17 protein-coding genes and 1 pseudogene are annotated in these 21,486 nt (G+C 40.7%); 15 read left to right on the top strand and 3 right to left on the bottom strand.

All coding sequences use genetic code 11. The annotated features are described in order from the left end of the window. Window positions 1-11: 11 nt before the first annotated feature. Window positions 12-5,924 (top strand): Ig-like domain-containing protein, encoded by a 5,913-nt coding sequence (locus tag H5122_RS19860; RefSeq protein ID WP_310736354.1) that lies wholly within the window; start codon window positions 12-14, stop codon window positions 5,922-5,924. A gap of 141 nt (window positions 5,925-6,065) precedes the next feature. On the opposite strand, the gene flgN is transcribed toward H5122_RS19860, so the two are convergent. From flgN to flgA, 3 genes are all read right to left on the bottom strand, one after another. Then, complete coding sequence (gene flgN, locus H5122_RS19855) at window positions 6,066-6,497, bottom strand: flagellar protein FlgN (RefSeq protein WP_182682865.1); 432 nt, start codon at window positions 6,495-6,497, stop codon at window positions 6,066-6,068. Beyond that, complete coding sequence (gene flgM, locus H5122_RS19850) at window positions 6,490-6,810, bottom strand: flagellar biosynthesis anti-sigma factor FlgM (RefSeq protein ID WP_002959436.1); 321 nt, start codon at window positions 6,808-6,810, stop codon at window positions 6,490-6,492. Before flgM ends, flgN begins: the two co-directional genes overlap by 8 nt. A 76-nt stretch (window positions 6,811-6,886) precedes the next feature. Beyond that, complete coding sequence (flgA, locus tag H5122_RS19845; RefSeq protein ID WP_182675137.1) at window positions 6,887-7,594, bottom strand: flagellar basal body P-ring formation chaperone FlgA; 708 nt, start codon at window positions 7,592-7,594, stop codon at window positions 6,887-6,889. A gap of 140 nt (window positions 7,595-7,734) precedes the next feature. Here flgA and H5122_RS19840 point away from each other — a divergent pair, with 140 nt between their 5' ends. From H5122_RS19840 to H5122_RS19775, 14 genes and pseudogenes are all read left to right on the top strand, one after another. Continuing rightward, a complete protein-coding gene (locus H5122_RS19840) occupies window positions 7,735-8,667 on the top strand; it encodes a chemotaxis protein CheV (RefSeq protein ID WP_002959434.1) in 933 nt (310 codons plus the stop codon). 20 nt (window positions 8,668-8,687) lie between these two features. Then, complete coding sequence (locus H5122_RS19835) at window positions 8,688-9,518, top strand: protein-glutamate O-methyltransferase CheR (RefSeq protein ID WP_039484688.1); 831 nt, start codon at window positions 8,688-8,690, stop codon at window positions 9,516-9,518. Between the two features lie 145 nt (window positions 9,519-9,663). Then, complete coding sequence (flgB, locus tag H5122_RS19830) at window positions 9,664-10,071, top strand: flagellar basal body rod protein FlgB (RefSeq protein ID WP_002959431.1); 408 nt, start codon at window positions 9,664-9,666, stop codon at window positions 10,069-10,071. Window positions 10,072-10,076: 5 nt separating this feature from the next. After that, complete coding sequence (gene flgC, locus H5122_RS19825) at window positions 10,077-10,508, top strand: flagellar basal body rod protein FlgC (RefSeq protein ID WP_002959429.1); 432 nt, start codon at window positions 10,077-10,079, stop codon at window positions 10,506-10,508. A gap of 13 nt (window positions 10,509-10,521) precedes the next feature. Next, window positions 10,522-11,202, top strand: a complete 681-nt coding sequence (locus tag H5122_RS19820; RefSeq protein WP_002959427.1) for a flagellar hook assembly protein FlgD — start codon at window positions 10,522-10,524, stop codon at window positions 11,200-11,202. 60 nt (window positions 11,203-11,262) lie between these two features. Then, window positions 11,263-12,630 carry a flagellar hook protein FlgE gene (gene flgE, locus H5122_RS19815; protein ID WP_182672292.1) on the top strand — a complete coding sequence of 456 codons (1,368 nt, stop codon included), beginning with the start codon at window positions 11,263-11,265 and terminating at the stop codon, window positions 12,628-12,630. Between the two features lie 157 nt (window positions 12,631-12,787). Continuing rightward, complete coding sequence (locus H5122_RS19810; RefSeq protein WP_007581863.1) at window positions 12,788-13,531, top strand: flagellar basal body rod protein FlgF; 744 nt, start codon at window positions 12,788-12,790, stop codon at window positions 13,529-13,531. Between the two features lie 21 nt (window positions 13,532-13,552). Beyond that, complete coding sequence (flgG, locus tag H5122_RS19805; protein WP_002959420.1) at window positions 13,553-14,341, top strand: flagellar basal-body rod protein FlgG; 789 nt, start codon at window positions 13,553-13,555, stop codon at window positions 14,339-14,341. Window positions 14,342-14,357: 16 nt separating this feature from the next. Further along, window positions 14,358-15,041 carry a flagellar basal body L-ring protein FlgH gene (gene flgH / locus H5122_RS19800; protein WP_002959418.1) on the top strand — a complete coding sequence of 228 codons (684 nt, stop codon included), beginning with the start codon at window positions 14,358-14,360 and terminating at the stop codon, window positions 15,039-15,041. 11 nt (window positions 15,042-15,052) lie between these two features. Continuing rightward, window positions 15,053-16,147 carry a flagellar basal body P-ring protein FlgI gene (locus tag H5122_RS19795; protein WP_024592771.1) on the top strand — a complete coding sequence of 365 codons (1,095 nt, stop codon included), beginning with the start codon at window positions 15,053-15,055 and terminating at the stop codon, window positions 16,145-16,147. Window positions 16,148-16,313: 166 nt separating this feature from the next. Further along, window positions 16,314-17,330 carry a flagellar assembly peptidoglycan hydrolase FlgJ gene (gene flgJ, locus H5122_RS19790; RefSeq protein WP_182682866.1) on the top strand — a complete coding sequence of 339 codons (1,017 nt, stop codon included), beginning with the start codon at window positions 16,314-16,316 and terminating at the stop codon, window positions 17,328-17,330. A gap of 1 nt (window position 17,331) precedes the next feature. Next, entirely contained in the window at window positions 17,332-19,335 is a 2,004-nt protein-coding gene (gene flgK, locus H5122_RS19785; protein ID WP_182682867.1) for a flagellar hook-associated protein FlgK, read from the top strand. A 2-nt stretch (window positions 19,336-19,337) separates the two neighbouring features. Next, entirely contained in the window at window positions 19,338-20,591 is a 1,254-nt protein-coding gene (gene flgL, locus H5122_RS19780; protein ID WP_182682868.1) for a flagellar hook-associated protein FlgL, read from the top strand. 299 nt (window positions 20,592-20,890) lie between these two features. Next, window positions 20,891-21,486, top strand: a pseudogene (locus tag H5122_RS19775) (flagellin); the annotation flags it as partial.

Here is a 21,486-nt window from a genome sequence, read left to right as displayed (position 1 = left end):
GCACGCCAATAGTGACAGGCACCAGTGATGCACCTAACAGCACCATCACGGTGACGTTTACAGATGCAGCAAATGCTACTCAAAGCATTGATGTACAAACCGATGCCAATGGTAACTGGAGTGCGACACCAACGACTGATTTAGCCGAAGGGAATTATAGCGTTAGCGCCAGCATCACCGATGCCGCAGGCAACACAGGTACCGGCACTGACAGCGGCGAAGTGGATGTAACTGCTCCTGAACTTGAAATTATTCCATCGTTTTTATTAGGTAATTTAGTTTCTCTTTCGGGGGATTCTGATTTACCGGGAGGCTCTGTAATCACTATTACAGAGTACCTAGTTGGTGGGTTAGTTGGCGCAACTTATACAGCAACGACAAATCCTGATGGTACCTGGGGGCTTGCAAACATAACAGTACCTTTACTAAACCTTGCCTATGTGACTGCCAGTGCAACGGATGCCGCTGGTAATGTAAGAACAGTTAATACGCTTGATTTTGATAACGTAGCGCCAGAACTAACCGTTAGTGTTGATGCTTTATCGAATGATAGCACCCCAGTAATTAGCGGAACCACCGATATGGGGCAAGGCACTGTAATTAATATAACCGTGACTGATAGTGAAGGAGAAAGCCAAGCGTTTACTGCGACAGTTCAAGCCGGTGGCGACTGGTCTGTTGCTGTACCTGCAGAGCTAGCGCAAGGTCAATATACCGTTGTTGCAGAGGTTAGAGACAGTGTTGGTAATTTAACAACGCAGCAGGCTCAAGGTGAAATAGATAGCGTTGCTCCTACATTAATTGTGAACGAAGTTAACGCGACAATAGATACAACCCCTACAATTTCAGGCACGAGTAATGAGATTGGTGCTGATGTAACCATCCTTATCGGCGGTCAAACACTAACAGCAACAGTGGGTACTGATGGCAATTGGCAAGTAGATGTCCCCGTAGCACTTGTTGATGGTGATTATACGGCTCAAGTAAATGTTACCGATGACGCTAATAATACCAGCAGCACGACTATTGATTTAACAATTGATACCCAAGTACCTGTTATTGTACTTAATGACATAACTGTATTTAACACTGAGACACCAGTTATAAATGGTACTTCAACTGAACCACAGGATACGGTGGTCGATATTGTTATTACAGATAGCAACGGTGATATACATACTTTAACTGCAATAGTTGATGCTAACGGCGATTGGCAAGTTACAGCGCCAAGTTTGCCTGATGGTAATTATGATGTAGAGGTAAGTATTACCGATGATGCTGGCAATCAAGGAGTGGATACAGGCTCGAGCTTTATTGATACTCAAGCACCAAGTATTACTATAAACGCATTAGGTACAATTAATGACAGCACGCCAACTATTTCAGGCACATCCAATGAACCTGAAAACACGAGTATTACAGTAACTGTGACCGATGGAGATAGTACCGAGACTTACACAACTGTTGTTGGTGCAGGTGGTGCTTGGACTTTAGATATTACAGATGCACTGACTGATGGTGAAGTTGCAGTTTCTGCAAGTGTTACTGATGCCGCAGGGAATGAATCAGTTGCAAATAGTACCGCAATGTTAAATACCAATGCGCCTACAATTAATATTAATACAATTATTGATACAAACGATCAAACACCAGCAATATCAGGCACAAGTAGTGCAATAGATAACTCGGTGATCACAGTCGTTATAACTGACGTTAATAACGTTTCACATACTGTAACTACAACTGTGGTAGGTGGGATTTGGAGTGTTGATGCGACAAGTATTCTTCCTGAAGGTGAGTTTACTGTTTCGGCAAGTGTAACTGAAGGAGGCTTAACGAGTAATACAACAGGTAGCGGTGTTATCGATTTAACTCCACCAGCCCTTAATATTACACCGCTTACAATTTCAAATGATACAACGCCAACAATTTCAGGCACAACTACAGCTCCACAAGGCGCCATAGTCGCTATTTTAATTACAGATAGCTTAGGTGCAGAGCAAACGGTTAATGCTACGGTTGGTGCAAATGGCACATGGTCAGTCGCTGCAAGTACAGAGTTGAGTGAGGGCGCTTACACGGTTTCAGCTTCAACCACAGATACTGCCGGTAACCCTGTAAACACAAGTATTACAGGGGTAGTTGATATAACTGCGCCAGTTGTAACTATTAGCGATATTGTTGGAAGTACTGATCTAACTCCAAGTATTTCTGGAAGTGTGACAGGTGCCAATGTGGGTGATGCTGTTGCAGTGGTATTCACTGATGCACAAGGCAATGAGCATACTGTAAATACAACAGTTCAAACTGGTGGTGTATGGTCTGTAGAGGCAACTAGCTCTCTATCACAAGGAGATTATTCAGTTGAAGTATTTGTTACTGACAGCGCGGGTAATACCGGGGACGCAACAAATACAGCAACCATTGATACAATTGCTCCCGAGATTAGTATTAATCAAAGTTCATTAATACTAACTCAAGATAGCACTCCATTGATTACAGGTACGTCTAACGAGGCAAATACAAACGTTATTGTTACCTTTACTGATTCTGCTGGAGTTTCTCATCAAATGACCGTTCAAACCGATGGCAATGGAGACTGGCAAGCGGCTGCTAATAATATTTTAGCTGACGGTGTTTACAGTGTTAGTGCAACTATTAGCGATGCTGCGGGCAATACTTCGGTCGACAATAAAACCGGTGGTGAGGTTGATACCGTGGGACCAGAGCTAACAATTGTGCCTTCGTTCCTATTAGGACAGCTAGTATCTTTATCTGGTACTTCCGATTTAGGTGAAGGTAAAACAGTCACCGTTAATTTAGAATTAGCAGGTGATTTGGCTAACTTAACATACGATGTAACAACTGATGCCAATGGCGATTGGGTGTTATTAGGCCTAGCGGTTAATATTATTGGCTTATCGGTTGTTGAAGCCTCTGCAACTGATGAAGCGGGTAACACCACCACTATTACAACTGCAGATGTAGATGCTTCAACGCCGTTACTTAATGCGGTGGTTGACTTTGTAACTGGCGAGGGAGATTTACCAATAATTAGCGGTACGACCGACCAAGCCCCAGGCACAGAAGTGCTAGTGAGAGTGGTAGATAGCGATAACATAGCACAAGATTTGGTTGCCATAGTGCAGGCAGATAATTCATGGGCTGTACAGGTTCCTCAATCACTTGCTGAGGGCGTGTTTACTGTAACTGTAAATGTATTAAGTGAAGTCGGAATAACAGCTACACAGCTGATAAGCAGTGTAGTAGATACCATCTCGCCAACGCTTAATTTGCAAGTGATTGGTACAACGTCAGATTCTACTCCAATTATTCAAGGGACTAGTGATTTAATTAATGGTGTGGTAGAGATTCAGCTGGATGGAGGCTCAGTACTAACAACAACAGTGAATGCAGCAGGGCTATTTTCACTGGAAGTTGATGCGCTGACTGAAGGACAGCATGTTGCCAACGTGAGTATCACTGATGATGCCGGCAATGTAGTAACACAAACGCTCGAGTTTGTTGTTGATACGTTAGTGCCGGTGGTAGATATTTTACCGTTGAGCATCAGCAATACTGACATTCTAACTATTTCTGGTACTTCTGAAGAAGCTCAAGGTACAGACATTGATGTAACTGTGATAGATAGTAACGGCAACGCAACAGTATTTGATGCCCTTGTTGGTAGCGATGGCACGTGGTCATTAGTAACCACTAGTCTACCTGATGGTATATATAGTGTATTCGCAAGTATTACTGATGCTGCGGGTAATGTAGGCCAGTCTGTTACTGAGCAAGTGACGATTGATACCATACCGCCATCGTTAGAAATAGACGCCTTTGGTGTACTTAATACATTAACGCCTACTATTACTGGCACCAGTGACGAAGAAATAGGTAGCTTAATTACGGTTAATGTTACCGACTCTACAAACACACTTTATGAAGTTACCACAACGGTATTAGGAGATGGCACGTGGTTTGTTGTTACCCCTTTACTTGCTGAGGGCGATTTAACCATAGAAGCTATTAGTATTGATGATGCTGGAAATATAGCCACAGTAACGCAAACTGGCACTGTTAGTACCACTTTACCGAGCCTACTAATCAATCCAATAATAGATACAAGCGATACAACCCCTACTATTAGTGGTACTACCGATGTAATAAACGGTAATGTAGAAGTCGTTATTACTGACAGTGACGGTACCGCTACCACTTATAATACAACGGCTATAGCAGGTATGTGGACTCTAATACCTACAACACCATTAGCTGAAGGCACCTTTACTGTAAGTGCTACAGTTGAAGACTTAGGGCTTTCAAGCTCTACAAGTCTTGGTGGAATAATTGATTTAACACCACCAACAGTTGAAGTTGATCAATTATCTGTAACCAATAACCCGCTACCGACTATAACAGGTATAAGTGATGCACCAGCAGGTACAAATGTGAGTGTTGTTATTACTGATGCTAATAACGATTCACAAACTATTACCGCTCAAGTTTCAGGAAATGGCACATGGTCAGTAACAGCTACCACCGCGCTTAGTGAAGGTAGCTTTAGTGCAACAGCATCAATAAGCGATACAGCGGGTAACTCTGCTAGCGATACTATGGTGTCAAGCACAGACTACACAGCGCCAACTGTAGTCATAGATCCAATATTGGTAGGGCAAGATACAACGCCTACTGTTACGGGGTCAGTAACCGGAAGTTTTGCAGGTGAATTGGTAATCGTTACATTTACCGATTCTGCAGGCGCCACTCACAATGTTCAAACAAACGTTGGTGGTGATGGAACCTGGAGTATTGAGGCTGAAGAGATGCTTAGTGAAGGTAATTACACTGTAGATGTAAGTATTGTTGATAGCGCAGGCAATATTGGTACGCTATCCACAAGTAGCGCAATTGACTCAGGTATTACAATTGATTCAGGATTGGTACTAACTACAGATCAAAACCCAGTTATAACAGGTACAGCCGCTCCTGGTGAGTTTGTAACGGTGACCTTTAGTGGCGCTACAGAGGCAACTGAAACAGTATTTGCTGATGCATCTGGTGAGTGGAGCGTAACAGCTAATACTACCTTAGCTGATGGGGCTTATACTGTAACAGCTGTAGCGACCGATAGTTCTGGAAACGCAACATCAAGCGGTAGTTTATCTGGATTGGTAATTGATACTACACCGATCAACTTTACAGTAGAACCTGAGTACTTACTTAATTTATTGGGTATAGGGATATTGGTTGGCTACGAAGGGACATCTGATGGCGGTGAGGGAAGTAAGGTCTATATTCTCGACTCATTAGTTTTAGGCATTGATTTAGCATTAACTTCAGCGCCATATGCAGTTGTAGATGCTCAAGGTAATTGGGACTCTACCAACTTAGATCTGAATGCTTTAGGTTTACTGGGTACAGGCCTTGAAAACACGTATTTCTATACTGTGGACGAAGCTGGTAATTACCACGTTAAAAATGGAAATGATGTATTTATAGAGTCAGGCAACATTTACGATAGTGGAGTAAGCGCTGCTTCCGGCGACACAATCCCTGAATCATTTAGCGAGGAGTCGGCTTTAGGCGATACAACCCCTAATGAAGTTTCAAGCAATAACGTATTAAGCACTGAAACGATTGATTTAGGTAACTTGAGTGGTCTATCAGCACCTGAGCAAACTGTGCAAGTGAGTTCGGCGGAGCCACTTAACATTAATGACGTAATCATTGATGAAGATGCAGAGCAGCTTATAGCGCTAAATACACTGGTTGAGGATGAAGGCTCTGCAATTGCTTATACTCCAGCTCAAAGTGGGGGAAGCATTGATGCAGCAGCACCTGCGGTTGATGTACAAAATCAATCGGAAGAGATGATTAAACACTTAATTGAAAGTAGTAATAATCAAACGGATATTTAATCTCAATAAAGCCCTCTTAATTATTAAGGGGGCTTACATTATTAAGAAAATTGATATTATTTATAACGAAATTTAAGAATAAAGGACATTAAAAAACCTTATTGATAAATCAATAAGGTTTTTTAATGTCAAATTTTGGGCTTACGCTTTTAAATTACGAACCAGTTTACTCTCGGTATTTACAGATTTACCGCCTTGGTCGTAGGTCATTGACGTTGGTGCGCCAATTAATATCTCTTTTAATTGTTTAACGCTAATTTGCGCTTGACGGGCAGCATGAGCATTAACATTATTTTGTTTTTGGCATTGCGCAAGTTGCGTTTTAACTTGGCTTATTAGCTCAGATATTTCAGGATTTTGTGTATCGTTACTGGCAATTAACTTACTTAGCTCTTTATCTAGAGTGCTTAGCTTAGTTAAAAAAGACATTTTTTGTTGGGCAATTTCTTTTAAACCAGCACCTCGTCGTGAGGCAATAGCAGTAAGCTCATCGTTTAATAGCGTGTGTAAAGAGTCTAAACAACTTACTTGTTGGTTTAGCTTTACGCTAATTAAACTATTATGATCAGCCATACACGTTAAACTCAAAATCAGCTAAGTTTTTAGCAAGCTTTTCACTGTCTACTTGGTATTTACCTTCAGTTATTGCTTTTTTTAGCTCAGCAACTTTATCGCTGTCAAAGCCAGGCGATTGCTGTGCTTTATCTTGAAGCGTTTTTAATTGCTGCGCTTGCGGCGTTAAACTTACAGAATCACTTGCAGCTTTAGGCGAAGGGGCCTGAGCAGCTTGTGTATTTGCGTTATCTTTTTTTAAATCAACTTGTTGCTGCTTTGCATTTGTTAACGCATTAGCTTGTTGATTACTGCCATTAACTTGATTAACCATAATAATAAACCCGTATATTACCCAACTTATGCCATGTTATCGGCATATACGTAGGATACTTTAGTATAAATCTAAATTAAATATTCACCTGAACAGACTCTACACCATCTACTCGCGCATTTAAAACTTTACCTGATTTTTTGTTTTTTATTTGTATCTGTTCGCCCAAAGTACCGTCTTCTAAAGCAATACCTGTGGTTTTAATTCTAAGACCCCTCAGGTTTGCGTAAATATTAACAGAGTCACCTTTACACACCATGCAAATTTGGTTTAGTAATACTGGCATACCACTTCTAATATTTCGTTTACTTCTACTACCTATTAGCATTGTGGGATCATCTAAGTACTGTATTCGTACAAAGTGAGTTGGTTTCATTTCAATACTTAAATGCGATTTAGTTATTACTTCACCGCGGGTTAAATTAGTAGTGGCAACAACAACTGGGGCCATTTCAACAACTCTTACATGAACGTATTGAGCCCACGTTTGAGCATCATTGCACTTGGCTTGTAAGGTTACTTGGCGGTTAAATGGTGGCTCATCGGATGTTGATAATTCAAGCTCTGTATTACAGACACGATCAGGAATGCGACTGTCTAAAGGCAGAGCACTTAATTGAGTATTAGTGTTTTGTAATGTACCAATTTGCTTAGCTATGTAAGCAACGGCCATGTCTTGTAATAAATCTTTACTAAACACTTTAGCTTGCAAAGGGAATACAAAGCACAAGCTAGTAACAAAATAAAAAACACTGTATCTTCTGATTTTTTTTAACAAACTCATAATGTTTCGACTATGCTTATGGTTTCAAACAGGGTATAAATATTTTGCGTCAAAAAGTAGACGCACCCGCGATGTTATGTAGCTTTATAAATAGAAAGCAATTATCGTTCCGTATTATTTGTTTTCTTTAGGAGATTTGAATGGCAGGCATTTTAGACTCAGTAAACCAACGCACACAGTTGGTTGGGCAGAACCGCCTAGAATTACTTTTATTTAAGCTCAGAGGGCGTCAGCGTTTTGGTATTAATGTATTTAAAGTGAGAGAAGTGCTGCAATGCCCTCCACTAACAAGCATGCCAAAATCTAATCCGTATATTCGTGGTGTTGCACATATTCGTGGTCAAACCATTTCGGTTATTGATTTATCAATGGCTGTAGGTGGGCGCCCAATCGACAACATTAAAGACAGCTTTATAATCATTGCTGAATACAATCGCTCTGTGCAAGGGTTTTTAGTGGGCGGAGTTGAACGCATTGTAAATATGAATTGGGAAAAAATAATGCCACCGCCATCAGGCGCCGGACGTTATTCATATTTAACGGCAGTGACCGAAATCGAAAATGAATTAGTCGAGATTCTCGATGTAGAAAAAATTCTCAACGAAATTTGTCCAGTAAACACAGAAGTAAGTGCTGAAGTTGCACAAAGTGGCGATATTCAAAGAGATTTAGGCGAACGTATCGTATTTATTGCAGATGACTCTGCTGTTGCCCGTAATCAAGTTAAACGAGCCTTAGAGCCGCTAGGTGTTCAAACAGAGCTTGCTAAAAATGGTAAGGAAGCTTTAATTAGGCTTAAAGAAATAGCAGAGCTTGATTGTAAAAATGATATTACAGAGCGAGTAGCATTACTTATCTCAGACGTTGAAATGCCAGAAATGGACGGCTATACCTTAACAGCTGAAATAAAAGCAGATCCCAAACTTGCACCTTTGCATGTTATTTTGCATACCTCTTTGAGTGGTGTTTTTAACCAAGCGATGATTGAAAAAGTAGGGGCAGATGACTTTATTGCTAAATTTAACCCAGATGAATTAGCAACAGCGGTTAAAAAGTGGGTTCATTGTGATTAACAAAAATAGGTGCTACTAACTTGAATAATAAAGATTTGCAGCAAAGTGAATACGACCAGTTTCGTTCGTTTTTAGAGCAGCAATGCGGCATTGTTTTAGGTGAAAATAAACAGTATTTAGTTAAAAGCCGACTTGCTCCGTTAATGACTCGATTTAATGTGGGATCTTTATCGGAATTGGTTAGTAAAACTCTCGGGCCTCACGAGCGGCAATTAAGAGCCGCTGTTGTTGATGCAATGACCACCAACGAAACTTTGTGGTTTAGAGATCAATACCCATTTGAGTTGCTCCAAAACAAGCTTTTCCCTGAATTTAAAGATTTAAGAAGACCTTTAAAAATTTGGTCTGCTGCCAGTTCGTCAGGCCAAGAACCTTATTCAATAGCTATGTCGGTTGCTGAATTTAGTGCTAAGCAACCAGGTGTGCTTCGTATGGGGGCACAAATTATTGGTACCGACATATCTAATACCATGCTTGATATGTGTAAAAATGCAGAGTATGACGCGCTGGCACTTGCCAGAGGGTTATCTGCAGAGCGTCGTAAAAAGTTTTTTAAAGACAGCGGCAACGGTATGGCACAAGTAAACGATACAATAAAAAAACAAGTTAGTTTTAGGCATTTAAATCTGCTTGATTCTTACGCGTTAATGGGTAAATTTGATATTATTTTTTGCCGAAATGTACTAATTTACTTTGCGCCTGAAATAAAAGCTAAAATTATTAACCAGTTTGCACAAGCGTTAAATCCAAACGGTTACCTATTTTTAGGCGCGTCAGAGTCCCTAACTGGCCTAAGTACTGAGTTTGATATGGTTAGGTGCAACCCTGGTATTATTTACCAAAAGAAGTAATTAAGCTAACTCCCTTCCCTAAAACGACGCACCTAGCGTCGTTTTTCTTTTTAGATACATAGCCTTATAAAAATATAGCAAGCCCTAATATTAATGGCTTATTTTTTGCTTTATTAATGGGTAAGTCAATTTTTTGGAGAAGGTTATGGCTATCAGTTTTGATAAAGCATTAGGTGTGCATCCGCAAGCCATGTTGATCCGTTCACAGCGAGCAGAATTAATTGCAACTAATATAGCTAACGCTGATACGCCTGGCTATAAAGCAAAAGATATTGATTTTGCCTCTGCATTAAAAGCGGCAAGGTCAACCCAGCAAAGCGGCAATACTATGGTAAGAACTAATGATAAACACATTGGTGGAGGTACTCATAGTATGGGCAGTTCAGAATCATTTCGTTTGCCAAATCAATCAGATACTGGTGATGGTAACTCGGTTGATATACAAGTGGAACGAAACTTGTATACACAGAATGCTATGGAGTATCAGGCCAGCTTGCAATTTTTAAGCGGCAAATTTAAAGGCCTGAATAAAGCTCTCGGTAGTCAAGGATAAAATTTATGAGTTTATATAATGTTTTCGATATTGCAGGTTCGGGTATGAGCGCACAAAACGTTCGCTTAAATACTACAGCTAGTAATATTTCTAATGCTAATACCATTAGTTCTTCTCAAGACAAAACGTACCGAGCGCGCCAACCTGTATTTGCGGCTGAGCTAACAAAGGCTTCAGCATCAGTAAGTAACCAGCAGGGCTCCGCAGTTGGTGTTAAAGTTTTGGGCATTGTTGAAAGCGATGCACCATTACAAATTGAATATAACCCAAACCATCCAAGTGCGGATGAAAATGGCTATATCTATAAACCCAACGTTAATGTTGTAGAGGAGATGGCAAATATGATTTCTGCCTCTCGTTCTTACCAAACAAACGTGCAAGTTGCTGATGCAGCTAAGCAAATGCTAAGTAAAACACTGTTGCTAGGGCAGCGGTAACCGAGGGTAGGTTATGAGTAACGATATTAGTACATCTTCATCCTATTTAGACTCTATACGCTGGCAAGAGCAACAAGTTGCTACCAGTGATAATGAGAGTGATGCGTTAACACAAGAAGACTTTTTCTCTTTGTTAACTCAGCAATTATCGTATCAGGATCCCAGTAACCCTGCGGATAACGATCAAATGATTGCGCAAATGACTAGCTTTACGATGGCGCAAGGGATTACAGATTTAAATACTAACTTTGAATCTTTAGCCTCTTCAATGACATCTAATTCAGCACTGCAAGCATCTACACTTGTAGGCAAACAAGCTTTACTAGAATCAAACACCCTGGATTTAAATGAAACAGGTGATGCCAGAGGCTCTGCAGTGGCAGAAGAAGCCGTTGATAACTTAAAAATTAAAGTTACTGATGCATCAGGTCAGCTAGTAAGAACTATTGATATGGGTTCTCAGCCAGCAGGTGCGGTACGTTTTGCGTGGGATGGCAAAAATGAAGCTGGTGAGCGTTTACCTGAAGGTGAATACTCAGTAACCGCCGAAGGAAGTACTGATGGTGAATTTTCAAGCTTACCCATTGCTACGTTCAAGAACATTGAAAGCGTTAATATTAATGGCTCAAGTGGCATTATTATTAACACTAAAGAAGGTGCGGTTAGGCTGACAGACGTCGCAGAAATCGCGTAATAAATTTTAATTATACTTCGCCTGTCAGCAGGCTAAATATTAACAGGTTAGAGGTGAATTATGAGCTTCAATATTGCATTAACTGGCTTAGCTGCCGCACAAAAAGATTTAGACGTAACTGCAAATAACATTGCAAACGTTAATACTACAGGTTTTAAAGAGTCACGCGCTGAGTTTGCCGATGTTTACGCATCGTCAGTATTTAGCTCTGGTAAGACTAAAAATGGTGACGGTGTGCAAACAACCATGGTTGCGCAGCAGTTTCATCAAGGCTCACTACAATTTACAAATAACTCACTTGATTTAGCAATCACTGGTGAAGGTTATTTTGCGATGACAGACGATTTATCTTCGCAAGATTTAACATATACACGTGCAGGTGCATTTAAGCTTAACCAAGATAACTTTATGGTTGACGCAAAAGGTAACTTTTTACAAGCATTCCCTGTTGATTCATCTACAGGTGATACAACGTCGGTAAGTTTGAGCACAACAAACCCAATTCAAATCCCTGATTCGTCTGGTTCACCTCGCGCAACAGAAAATGTATTTTTGTCGTTTAACTTAGATGCAACAGCAGATGCTCCGGGTATTGCTTTTGACCCAACATCTAGTGGTACTTATAACTCATCTACGTCAACAACGGTATATGATTCACTAGGTGAACCACATATTTTACAATACTTTTTTGCTAAAGAAGATGATGCCGCAGCAGGTGGTACAGATAACAGTTGGGAAGTATACGCAACACTCGATGGCAAAGTAGTTGATGCCACAACTGGTGGAGAACAAACCGCGCCTTATACACCACTTACCACCCTTGGTTTTAACTCAAGTGGTTTACCATCAACAACAGGTGGTGTAGCAAATACAAATACAACTACTTTTGATGAAATACTACTACCAGCGGGTTCTGGTACTGGTTTATCAACATTACTAGACAATGGTGCAACTTTCCCAGGTACTGGTATTGAGCTTAACTGGCGCGATGAAAATAACACAGCTGGACGCATTCCAACTCAGTATTCAAGTGGTTTTGAAGTAAAAGCACTCGATCAAGATGGCTCAACAGTAGGCCGTTTAGCCGGAATTGATATAGGAACAGACGGTAAAATTGTCGCTTCTTACAGTAATGGTGACTCAACATTCCTAGGCCAAGTGGCTATGGTACGTTTTCCTAACTCACAAGGGTTATCACAAGTGGGTGATACAAGCTGGAAGCAAAGTATTGATTCAGGTGAACCTGTAGCGGGTGAAGCCGGTTCGGGTACGTTTGGTGGAATTAACTCATCAGCGCTTGAGCAATCAAATACTAACCTTACAAACGAGCTTGTAGACTTAATTACTGCACAGCGTAATTACCAAGCAAACTCACGTGCGCTTGAAGTTAACTCAACTATTCAGCAAAGTATTTTGCAGATTCGATAAGCTAAACCCCATTAAATATATTAGGCTGCATTTTTGCAGCCTTTTTTATAAGTCCTCTTTGTAAGCCCTTCTGAATACCTCTCAATGTTGTGTCAAATTTAATCTGGCACCTATTTTGCATTTATAAGTTCAGAGATTTTTTATGTGAGTCGATACTATGGACAAAATGGTCTACATTGCGGCCTCTGGCGCTAAGCAAAGCCTACAAGGGCTTGCGCTTAAAGCCAATAATTTGGCGAATGCAAATACAACAGGATTTAAAGCTGACTTTGCCCAGGCGCGTTCTATGCAAGCGTTTGGCGAAGGTTTGCCTACACGTGTATTTTCAATGCAAGAGCGTCCGGGTTCAAACATGGTATCGGGTGGCATTGTTCAAACCGGGCGAGACTTAGATATCGCAATGAGCGATAACGCATGGCTTGCTGTGCAAGATGCCTCCGGTAATGAAGCTTACACAAAAGTGGGTACGTTAAACGTTACAGCTCAAGGCATGCTCGTAACCAGCCATGGTCGTCAAGTTATTGGCGAAGGGGGACCTGTTATTTTACCCGTCCCAGTCGAAAAAATAGGGTTTAGCCAAGATGGCGCTATTCAAGTTCGACCACAAGGCGCTCCCGCTAACTTTTTAGAAGAAATCGACACGCTTAGAGTGGTAGAAGCAAATAGCTCACAGCTCGAAAAAGGTAACGACGGTTTATTTAGACCAAAAGCAAATGTAACAGTAGATACCTCTGCCAATGTAAAAGTTTTAAGTGGTTCGCTTGAAATGTCGAATGTGAATCCGGTTCACGAAATGGTCGACATGATAAGCCACCAGCGCCAATTTGAATTACAAGTGAAATTAATGAAAACAGCTGAAGAAATTGACGAGCGTCAAGATCAGTTATTACGCATAGTTTAACTTTAAAGTGAGGACACGATTATGAATCCAGCATTGTGGATCAGTAAAACGGGGCTAGACGCTCAACAAACCGATATATCGGTTATCTCAAATAATTTAGCGAATGCGAGTACCGTAGGTTACAAAAAAAGCCGCGCTATATTTGAAGATTTACTTTATCAAAATATTAATCAACCGGGTGGTCGTTCATCGCAAGATACCGAAATGCCGTCGGGCTTAATGTTAGGTGCGGGTGCTAAAGTTGTAGCTAACCAAAAAGAGTTTACGCAAGGCAACATGTTGACCACCGAAAACTCACTAGATTGGATGATTTCTGGCGAAGGTTTTTTTGAAGTACTGCAACCAGATGGCAATATTGCTTACTCGCGCAATGGTCAGTTTACTACTGATGGCGATGGCCGAATTGTTACATCGGGCGCAGGTTATGTGATTCAGCCAGAAATGAATGTACCAGATGACGCGCAATCAATTACGGTTTCGCAAGACGGCGAAGTATCTGTACGTGTTGCAGGCCAAGCCGATAACGTTGTCATTGGTCAGCTGACTATTAGTGACTTTATTAATCCATCGGGTCTTGAGCCAATTGGTCAAAACCTTTATACCGAAACGGCTGTAAGTGGTGCGCCTGTACAAGGTAATCCTGGTGTTGAAGGGTTAGGTAGTATTATTCAAGGCTCACTCGAAACATCTAACGTAAATGTGACTGAAGAGCTGGTAAATCTAATAGAAACTCAGCGTATTTACGAAATGAACTCAAAAGTAATTTCGGCCGTTGACGAAATGATGAGTTATATCAATCAACAGCTTTAATAGAATAGGGGGAATTATGCGTAATATTATTTTATTTGCAGCGGGCACATTATTTTTAAGTGGCTGTATGTCTACGCAAAATAGTGAGGTAGTGCAGGACGACCCTTACTACGCACCTATGTACCCCGAGCCTATTTTAGAGCCGCTGGTAGCCACAGGTTCATTGTTTAATACTCATACATCAAACGACTTATATTCTGATAAAAAAGCGCTACGTACTGGCGATATAATTACGGTTAAATTGCAAGAGTCTACTCAAGCAACAAAAGCCGCTAAAACAGAAACAGACAAAGAAACTGACGCAAGCTTAGACCCAGTGATTGGCTTAGGTGGTCTACCTGTAAATATAGGTGGCGATAGTATTCAGTTTGGTATTGGTAGTGATTCGTCGTTTACGGGCGATTCAAAATCAAACCAGTCAAACAGCTTAGTAGGCGATATTTCGGTAAATGTTATGCGTGTTTTACCTAACGGTAATTTAGTTATACGCGGCGAAAAATGGCTAACGCTTAATACCGGCGAAGAGTTTATTCGTTTAGAAGGGCTAGTACGCCCTCAAGACGTAAGCGCCGATAATACGGTTGAATCAAACCGCATTGCTAATGCACGTATTCAATACTCAGGTAAAGGGCAAACGCAAGAGGCGCAAAGTCCTGGTTGGCTTACACGTTTCTTTAGCAGTTCGCTGTTTCCATTTTAGAGGGTAACAACATGAATAGCCTTAAAGCTTTATGCTTAGTTGTGTTATTAGGTTGGCAGTTTACTGCCAGTGCTGAGCGCATAAAAGATGTGTCTATGGTTGAAGGCGTACGCTCTAACCAATTAGTCGGTTATGGCTTAGTGGTTGGTTTACCGGGCACTGGCGAGCAAAACTCATACACACAACAAAGTTTTAGAGGCATGTTGAACAGCTTTGGTATTACGCTACCTTCAACTCAAAGTCCTAAAATTAAAAATGTTGCTGCTGTTGCTGTACATGCAGAATTACCTGCATTTAGAAAACCCGGGCAAACAATAGATATTACGGTTTCTTCTATTGGTAGTGCAGGCAGTTTACGTGGAGGTACTTTACTACAAACTTTTTTAAAGGGTGTAGACGGTAACGTGTATGCAATTGCACAAGGTAGTTTAATTGTTGGTGGCTTAGGTGCACAAGGTCTTGATGGTAGTAAGGTTGTAATTAACACCCCTACAGTTGGTCGTATACCAAATGGCGCAACAGTTGAGCGCACAGTAGAAAGCCCATTTATGCAAGGCGATTACATTACTTTTAATTTAAACCGCCCAGACTTTACAACGGCAAAACGCCTAGAAAAAACAATTAATGACTTAGTTGGCCCAAATAGCGCACAAGCAATTGATTCTGTTTCTATTCGTGTTATAGCACCGCGCGATGCATCCCAGCGTGTATCGTACTTATCAACACTCGAAAACTTAGAATTTAAACCAGCTGACATGGCAGCTAAAATTATAGTTAACTCGCGCACCGGTACAATTGTCATTGGCAAAAACGTTAAGCTTCAGCCTGCGGCTATAACTCATGGTGGCTTAACAGTAACAATTGCAGAACAACAAAACGTGTCACAACCAAATCCGCTAGCAAACGGTGATACAGTTGTCACGCAGCAAAGTATTATTGATGTAAACCAAGACGACTCGCGCGCCTTTGTATTTAACCCTGGTGTAAGCCTTGACGATTTAGTTCGCGCAATTAACGAAGTAGGCGCAGCGCCTGGTGACTTAATGGCTATTTTAGAAGCACTAAAAGAAGCTGGCGCAATTAACGGACAGTTGGTTGTTATATAAATAACCCAGGCCAATAAATAACGTATTACTTAAGCCCTATATTTTTGAAATTAGGGCTTTTTATTTACAGCAACTTAAGTTTATTATTTTTATCTTCCTTGTTTTATCTGTAGTGGCTCAATTTTTGCATTTTTAACTGCATTATTCATTTTGTGTCAAAAAGCCGATGGAAACTAATCATCTCGATAAACAAAACTTTTTTGATTTAGGCAACTTAGATTCACTTCGTAAAGAAGCCTTAACGAGTGGCGATGCATCAACTGATGCCTCTAAAGCTGCGCTCAAAAAAGCGGCCGCACAATTTGAAGCTATTTTTACGCAAATGTTGCTCAAAGGAATGCGCAAAGCTAACGAAGCATTTGAAGACAAAGACAGCCCATTTAATTCAAGTGGCGTAAAGTTTTTTGAAGAAATGCACGATCAGCAACTTTCAACAGAGCTTTCATCAAATGGCTCGTTAGGCCTTGCCGATTTAATAGTTCAGCAGTTATCGCCTGAGTCTAAAAACTTTATGCCAGGCTCGGTGCTTAGAACAACCAACGATATTTTTAGCGATACGCAAGTCGGTTCTGATCTTCCTCATGATCAAAAAAATAAGCAACCCGATCTTATCGTTAAGAGTACTAAAGCCGATATTGCTGAGCCTAAAGTTGATACTACAGAGACTAAAGCTGATAGCCCAACATTTAAAAATGCAGAAGAGTTTGTAAGTTCAGTGTGGGAACACGCTAAAACTGCAGCGCAAAAAATTGGTTTAAATCCTGCGGTAATGGTTGCACAAGCGGCACTTGAAACCGGTTGGGGTAAGCACATTATTAATAAAAATGACGGTGGCAGCTCAAATAACTTATTTAATATTAAGTCAGATAAAAGCTGGGAAGGCGATAAAGCAAGCAAAATAACGCTTGAGTTTGAGCAAGGCACACCCGTTAAAAAACAAGCCAGCTTTAGAGCCTACGATTCAATTAAAGACAGCGTGAACGACTTCGTTGATTTTTTAACGCAAAACCCACGCTACAAAGAAGCATTACAAAATACAGCTAAACCAAACGACTTTTTAGATTCATTACAAAAAGCAGGTTATGCAACCGATCCAAATTATGCCAACAAAATAAAACAAGTGCTCAATAGCAGTCAGCTAAAAGACATTGCGGCAAACGTGATCCGCCAAGGAGTAGAGTAACATGTCGTTTAATTTATTAAACATTGCCAGTTCTGGGGTTAGAGCAAGCTCGGAGCTACTGCAAACGACAAGTAAAAATATCGCCAATGTAAATACCGAAGGCTATGTGCGTGAGCGTACAGAGTTTACTACTATGGTTGACAACCAAGTAGGGCGAGGCGAAACATACCGATTACTAAACGAGTTTGCTCAGTCACAGCTAAATCGTGACACCTCTAATAAATCGTTTTTCGATCAGTTTATTACTGAGGCTAATCGAGTTGATACTATTTTTTCTGAAGAGTCGAACAACCTTTCGACTGGTATTAACTCTTTATTTAATAATGTGCAAGAAGCGCTAAATCAGCCCTCATCTACTGTTGCCCGCTCATTAGTAATGACAGATGCGCAAAGCTTAATTGATCAAATGGATAGGCTTTCGGGCATCGTGCTTGATCAAAAAAGTATAGTAAACGAGCAGCTCGAAATATTTTCAGATGAAGCAAACTCACTCATTCAAAGCATTAGTACGCTAAATCAAAATATTGCAGCCGTTAATGGCACTAATAACGCCGCAGATGCCAGCTCTACCTATAACGAACGCGATAAAGCAATACGCGACTTATCAGAGCTAATAGACATAGAAACGCTTGATGGTCCAAATGGCGAAAAACTCGTTTTTATGGGCACAGGCGAAGCAGTTGTTATGCAAAATGGCGCATTTAACTTATTTTCGATGACGGGCGATCCTGATCCTAATTTTAAAGAATTCACGCTTGACGTTAATGGTGGCAAAGCTGTGCCGCTTGAAGTTGATGTAAGTAAGCTTAAAGGCAAAATTGGCGGCTTACTTGCTTTTAGAGATGACATATTAGTCCCCGCGCAAAACCAAATTGGCCAAATGGGCTTAGCGATAGCTGATGCATTTAACGAACAAAACAAACTCGGTATGGATGCAACAGGTCAGTTAGGTGGTAATATTTTTAATATTCCTACCGTTGGCGCTTATGCGTATCAAGCTAACACAGGTACTGCCGGTATGACTGCAACGGTAGAGCCAGGTAAGGGCAATGAACTTCCTGCCAGTGACTTTATTATTACTTATACAGCTAATCCCAACGAAGTAAGTATTCAGCCTATAGATAACAAAGGCGACCCGTTAGGTCAGCCTTCACTTGCTGATATATCGACAGGTGTTATTGATTCATCGACTATTACTACCGGAGAATCATTTGGTCTTCAAGTAAATGTATCTGGGGCAGGTGTTGAGGGAGATCAATTTCAAATAAAGCTTAATTCAGATGCCGCTTCAAGTATTACACTTGCAACAGGGCGCGCAGAAGATTTAGCACTAGCATCGCCAATCCGTACTGCTAACGATTTAAATAATATAGGTACCGCTACTATTTCAGCGGGAGAAGTAACAAGTGTTACCTCCGGTGGATTTACTTCAACACCAAGCTTAACAAACGGTGAAATAACGCTTGTTAAAACAGGTAATGCTAACGAATATCAAATTACTGATAATAGCGGAACGAATACTTTTACTATTACGCCTCCTGCAAAAGGAATGTTATCGCAAGCGGGTGCCCCATTCGATACCTACGGATTCGATTTTGATATAGAAGGTACACCAGCAACAGGCGACACCTTTACACTTGAGTTTAACGAAGGCGGCTTTGACGATAACCGTAATGGTTTAAAATTAGCAGATTTACAAAATGGTGAGTTAGTCCGTTTAAATGTAGAAACAACAGCAACGGCCGACAACCATAAAACGTTCAACCAAGCTTATTCAGGATTAGTGAGTGATATAGGTGTTGTAACTGGCCAAGCAATCACAAGCGGTAGTGCGTTTAATGCATTAGCAGAGCAGTCTGAGGCATGGTACGAGTCGTTATCGGGTGTAAACCTTGATGAAGAGGCCGCAAATTTACTGCGTTTTCAACAATCATATTCAGCATCAGCACAAGTTTTAGCAGCAGCTCAAGAAATTTTTGACACCTTATTAAATGCGGCGAGGTAATTATGCGTTTATCAAATAATTTAATGTACCAAAACAACATAAATAAAATACTCGACAACCAACAAGGTGTTGCAAATGCTCAAGAGCGAGTAACAACAGGTGAAAAGTATTTAACCACCTCAGAAGCGCCAGCTGCTATTTCGCAAGCTATGCTGTATTCAAATAAAATACAAACGAATGAGCAATACACTAAAAATATCGATCAGCTAAATGGCCGCCTAGAAACAGAAGAAAGCGTATTACAAAGTATAAATAGTAATATTCAACAAGCACAAGAGCTAACTATTCAGGCAGGTAATGGTGTTTATACTAAGGACGATTTAAAGACGTTTGCATCAGAACTTAGTGGCATTCAACAAACGTTAGCTAACTTAATGAACACCCGATCAGAAGACGGTAAATTTATATTTTCAGGATACCAAGACAGCACGCAGCCTTATCAGTTTGATTCTGCAGCGGGTATTTACACCTATAATGGCGACCAAGGCCAGCACCAAATAACTATAGCTGAAGGTGTATCAATTAAGGCAAGTGATAACGGCTTTGATACGTTTGAAAAAACTAACGCGCGATTAAATGTAGAATCTAACACGGCAAGTGTTTCAGGCTCTATTACAGCGGCAAGTGTATATGTTGACGGCCAAGCTGAGTTTGATAAGTTTCATCAAGCAAATTACAACGCAGACCCAACAGCTCTAGCAACTGCAAATACATATAGTGTATTAGTAAGCCCAGGTGCTACAGCAACAGATCCACAAACCTACGAAATATACCGAGATGGCGCTGCACTAACCCCTGCAGTAACAGGTGAAGTTACTGATGAGCCTATCGATTTTGCAGGTATGAAAATTGAATTTGAAGGCACAGCACCAGGTCAACTCGATTTTAGCCTTGAAAAACCAGGCAAAGAAAACGTACTCAATACACTACAAGCACTTATTACCGGCCTTAACGATGGCACACTTGAAGGTGATGACTTTCAGCAAGTACTTGCTGATGGCTTAGTGCAATTACAAAACGCCAGTGAGCAAGTCGTGTTTACCCAAGCAAGTTTAGGTGGGCGTATGAACGCGCTTGAAAGAGTAAGCGATTCAAACTTAGCACTCGACATTCAAAATAAAAGTAATCGCTCTAACTTAGTTGAAGTTGATATGGCAGAAGCAATTAGCGAACTGACTAAGCAAGAAACGGCACTGCAAGCATCGCAAGCAACTTTTGGCCGTTTAACTAACCTTTCATTATTCGATTACTTATAAGCAAGTTATAAGCAGATTGTAAGCAGAAATACCTTGCCGCTTTACCTACTTTAAAGCGGCAATACTTTGCGGCAAAAATTGGCTACAAAACCGCGGCAAAAAAATGTCACCCCCTTCTAAATAACTTCACTAATTATTTACAATTCAGCAGAACCTATTTTTGTCTATAAAAAACAATCACTTAAAAATAAATTAAAGTTGGCACAGTAAATGCTCTTCTTATTGTAAGAAATTATCGAACAGTGGTTCCTGTTAAATCGTGTTGAACCACACTCTGTTTAAACCTAGGAGATGGTAAAATGGCATTAACAGTAAATACTAATGTGTCGTCACTAAACGCACAACGTAACTTAACTAAATCTGGTGAAGGCTTAGCAACTTCGATGGAGCGTTTATCATCAGGTATGCGTATCAATAGCGCAAAAGATGATGCTGCAGGTCTACAAATTTCAAACAGATTGACGTCACAAATTAATGGCCTAGCCGTTGCTCAGCGAAATGCTAATGATGGTATCTCTATGGCACAAACTGCCGAAGGGGCAATGCAGGCATCAACAGATATTTTACAACGCATTCGGGAACTTGCGTTACAATCAGCTAATGGTTCAAATTCCGATACAGACCGCCAAGCACTACAAAAAGAAGTTAGCGCTCTTCAAACAGAGTTAACACGTATCGCTGAAACGACCTCTTTCGGTGGGCAAATGCTACTCGATGGTTCATTCGGGACAAAAACTTTTCAAGTTGGCGCGAATGAAAATGAAACTATTTCAATGTCGCTTGGTGATATAAGTGCCGACCAAATAGGTGCAAGGCAGCTTGATTTAAAAGCAGTTGAGGGTGTTGCTGGTGGATTAGGGCAAAGTGTTGGTTCAGCTGCTGGTGACAATGTTGG

It is taken from the genome of Pseudoalteromonas sp. SG43-8, from assembly GCF_014164245.1.
In the GTDB taxonomy this organism is placed as follows: domain Bacteria; phylum Pseudomonadota; class Gammaproteobacteria; order Enterobacterales; family Alteromonadaceae; genus Pseudoalteromonas; species Pseudoalteromonas distincta.
Note: the sequence above shows the minus strand (reverse complement) of the source record. Positions and strands in the feature narration are given on the sequence as shown.